This is a genomic window from Microcoleus sp. Aus8_D2, assembly GCF_036702665.1.
Classification (GTDB): Bacteria; Cyanobacteriota; Cyanobacteriia; order Cyanobacteriales; family Microcoleaceae; genus Microcoleus.
The window spans coordinates 162,416-166,176 of sequence record NZ_JAUBUN010000012.1 but is presented as its reverse complement, the minus strand read 5'-3'; the positions used below and the strand labels follow the sequence as shown (position 1 = coordinate 166,176).

Below are 3,761 nucleotides of genomic sequence, written 5' to 3'. Positions count from 1 at the left end.
GAGCCGTATGACGCGAAAGTGTCAAGTACGGTTCTTAGGGGAGGGGGATATGGTGACATATGCCTCCTTACCCGACACTCTGCCATCGACTCTCTAACCGATTACCATAACAAAAACGGTTCGATCGTTTGGACTTGAATCCCCACTCCGGCCCAGGACTCAAGTCCGCACGTGCGATGGAATCTGATTGCGGTTAATCGATCGCACACGATATTATGGCATAAATTTTTGAGCGATCGGGAAACCACAGATCGAGGCAGAGCAACGCAGATTAACGCAGATGCATTTCCAGATCTCAGAGCGAATGAATGCAAGAACTCTGGTAATTGCTCGCCCTGCGCACGAAAATTGAGAAAGGCATCGGTTTGGGCAATTAAGAACGTCATCACCGTCGGACGCGGTTGCTGTATGAGGAACGTCACAGAAGTTTTGAGCTGCTGTGACGTTTTGCGATCGGAATAGGGGACTTTCGCCACCAATTCTAGCCCTCTGTACGCAAGAGATTTGATGAGAGGAAATCCGAGGAGCCAGGATCCCGATTAACCCCCACCAGATTCGCTAAAACCTGACCTGTTCCTGCGACTCGCAGCAACGTACCGTCAGGAGTGGCGCTAAATTGCAACTGCTGGAAACTCAGGCCGCCAGTCAAAACAAACTTATCGACGCCTACCTCGAAGTTAATCACAGTATCAGTGCCACCGTCAGCACTCAACACCAATCGATCGCTCCCAATACCTCCAATTAAAGTATCGTCGCCCAAGCCGCCAAACAGCCAGTCATCGCCAGCACCCCCATTGAGCAAGTCGTTATCCTTACCGCCAATCAGGGTATCGCTACCAGCATCTCCGTTGATGTTATCTTGCCCTTCGTTGCCGTAGAGCAAGTCATCGCCGTCACCGCCATTGATGCAGTCTTGCTGGTCGTTTGCGCCCACCGAGACACCCCGGTTATCGGAACGATCGCCATATATAGTATCGTTGCCCTCGCCACCGCAGAGCTCATCGCTGCCGTCACCGCCGTAAATCAAGTCGTTGCCAAGATCTCCGTGAATGAGGTCGTTACCTTTACCACCGTAAATCTGGTCATCGCCTTCACCGCCACTGATGGTATCGTCAGCTTCATCGCCGAACAGCACATCAGCACCGATGTTGCCAAAGATCAAGTCCTGGCCGTTGACATCTTGATCTCGACTGCGAGTGCCGCCGTATATCGTGTCATCGCCGCTGTCACCGACAAGCGTATCGTTGCCGAGTTCGCCCCAAATCAAGTCATTGTCTTTGCCACCCCAAACGCAATCGTTGCCTTTACCTGCTTGCAGCGTGTCATTACCGTTACCGCCGCTGAGGATGTCGTTGCCGGTGCCACCAAAGAGCAAGTCTGCTTCGCCAGCACCGTTAACTGAGTTGGAACTGCCTTTGTCGCCTAACAGAGTATCGTTGCCTTCACCACCGTAGAGGGTATCGGAGCCTAATTGAGCGTAGATCAGGTCATTGCCTTTACCTCCGTAAGCGCGATCGTTATTTTTGCCTCCAATCAGCGTATCGTCGCCTTCTTGGCCGCTGAGGAAGTCGTTGCCGTCGCCTCCATAGAGCAAGTCGCGTCCCTGTAAGTCGAGGCCTTTTTTGTCGTTGAAACCGCCAAACAAGGAGTCGTTGCCGGTGCCGCCAATCAACGTATCGGAGCCGAGTTCGCCCCAGGTGATGTCATTGTCTTTGCCTCCTAGGGCAATATCGTTACCTTTGCCGGCACGGATGGTATCGTCGCCCTCGTTGCCGTTGATGAAGTCTGCACCGTTACCTCCGAAGATCAAATCACGATCGTCCGCAGCGCTGCTAGAGTTATCGCGGCCGTTATCTCCCAAAATCGTATCGGCACCTTCATCTCCAAACAGGGTGTCAGAGCCTAAGTCTCCGGCAATCCAGTCGTTCTGTTTGCCGGCATGGACGATATCGTTGCCGTCGCCACCATAAGCAATATCGGTGTCAGTGTCCGCAAAAATCCTGTCATTGCCTTCGTTGCCGTAAATTTCGTCAGCGCCGTCTTTACCTAAAATCAGGTCGTTGCCTTTAAAACCGAGGATTTTTTGGTTGCCTTTGGTGTCTGCGATGAAGTCATTGCCGTCGGTGCCTTTGGTGGTTTGTCCCTCTCCCAGTTGCGAAATTGGGCGGACAAATCGAACTGCGGGCGGTTGCGGCGGCGGGACAAAGTTAATTCCCGGTTTTTCAACGATGGGTTCGCACAGACAGTCGGTATCTGGTTCTGCGATCGGATTTGATATGGGCGTTGGTGCGACGATCGCAGGTTCTGGCGCCACCGGCCCCAAGATAGCGGCCACAGTAGCGGTAGCTGGACTGATAGCGCCGCTGTTGTCTGTAGCGCTGTAGCTGAAATTTGCTCCCGTAAAGTTTGCCGTCGTTTGCAAAAATAATTGCCCAAGCTGTTCGGGAGTCAGGACTTGAGCGGGTGTCACCCCCACACCACCGTTGGCTGCCTCTCCTAAAAACAGGGCTGCTTGGTTGGCGGGTGGCAGGGTGTTGATGGTGAAAGAGGCGATCGACCCGTCGGGGTCGGTTCCTCCCAATCCCGGAACCTGCGCGCTGTTGTTGGGCCGAATGCTGAAGTTAGCATTGTTGACCAATGGCGGTAAGTTGGGAGTCGGGCGAATGGCAGCAACAGTAGCGGTACCGGGACTGATCAGGCCGCGGTTGTCGGTGGCGCTGTAGGTGAAAGTGGCTCCCGTAAAGTCGCCCGTCGTTTGGAAAAATAGTTGCCCAAGCTGTGCGGGAGTCAGAATTTCGCCTGGTGCCACCGCTATGCCACCGTTGGCGGGATCTCCTAAAAACAGGGCTCCTTGGTTGGCAGGGGGCACGGTGTTGATGGTGAAAGAGGCGATCGTCCCGTCGGGGTCGGTTCCTCCCAATCGGGGAACCCGCGAGCTGTTGTTGGGCGGAATGTTGAAGTTGACATTTATGGGAACTGGTGGTTGGTTGAGAGTCAGCACCGGTGTCGGAGTTGGTGTCGGAGTTGGCGCCGGAGTTGGCGCCGGAGTCGGTGTCCGAGGTGTGGCAACAACTGTAGCAGTAGCGGGACTGGTAGCGCCGCGGTTGTCGGTGGCGCTGTAGGTGAAAGTGGCTCCCGTAAAGTTTGCCGTCGTTTGGAAAAATAGTTGCCCAAGCTGTGCGGGAGTCAGAATTTCGCCTGGTGCCACCCCTAGGCCACCCTTGGCGGGATCTCCTAAAAACAGCGCTCCTTGGTTGGCCGGGGGGACGGTGTCGATCGTGAAAGAGGCGATCGTCCCGTCGGGGTCGGTTCCTCCCAATCCCGTGACTAACTTGCTGCTGTTGACGAGGGTGCTGAAGTTAACATTTGTCGCTACTGGCGGTTGGTTCGGCGCCGGAAGCAGAGCGGTAACTGTAGCATTGGCGGGACTGGTAGCACCTCGATTGTCGGTGGCGCTGTAGGTGAAATTAGCTCCTGTAAAGCTGCCCGTCGTTTGGAAATATATTTGCTCAATCTGTGGCGGAGTCAGGACTTGACCGGGTGTGAGGCGAACGCCGCCGTTGGCCGGATCTCCTAAAAATACCTGTCCTTGGTCTGCTGGGGGCAGGGTGTTGATGGTGAAAGAGGCGATCGTCCCGTCGGGGTCGGTTCCTCCCAATCCCGGAACCCGCGGGCTGGTGTTGGGCGGAACGATGAAGTTGACATTTGTGGCAACTGGCGGTTGGTTGGGAATCGGCACCGGTGCAGGAGTGGGTGTCGGC

General features: G+C 55.1%; 1 protein-coding gene. It reads right to left on the bottom strand.

Annotated elements, in window-relative coordinates:
- Positions 1 to 481: 481 nt before the first annotated feature.
- Positions 482 to 3,761: Ig-like domain-containing protein (locus QUB64_RS12610; protein WP_442921654.1), on the bottom strand; the 3,280-nt coding region annotated here is incomplete at its 5' end.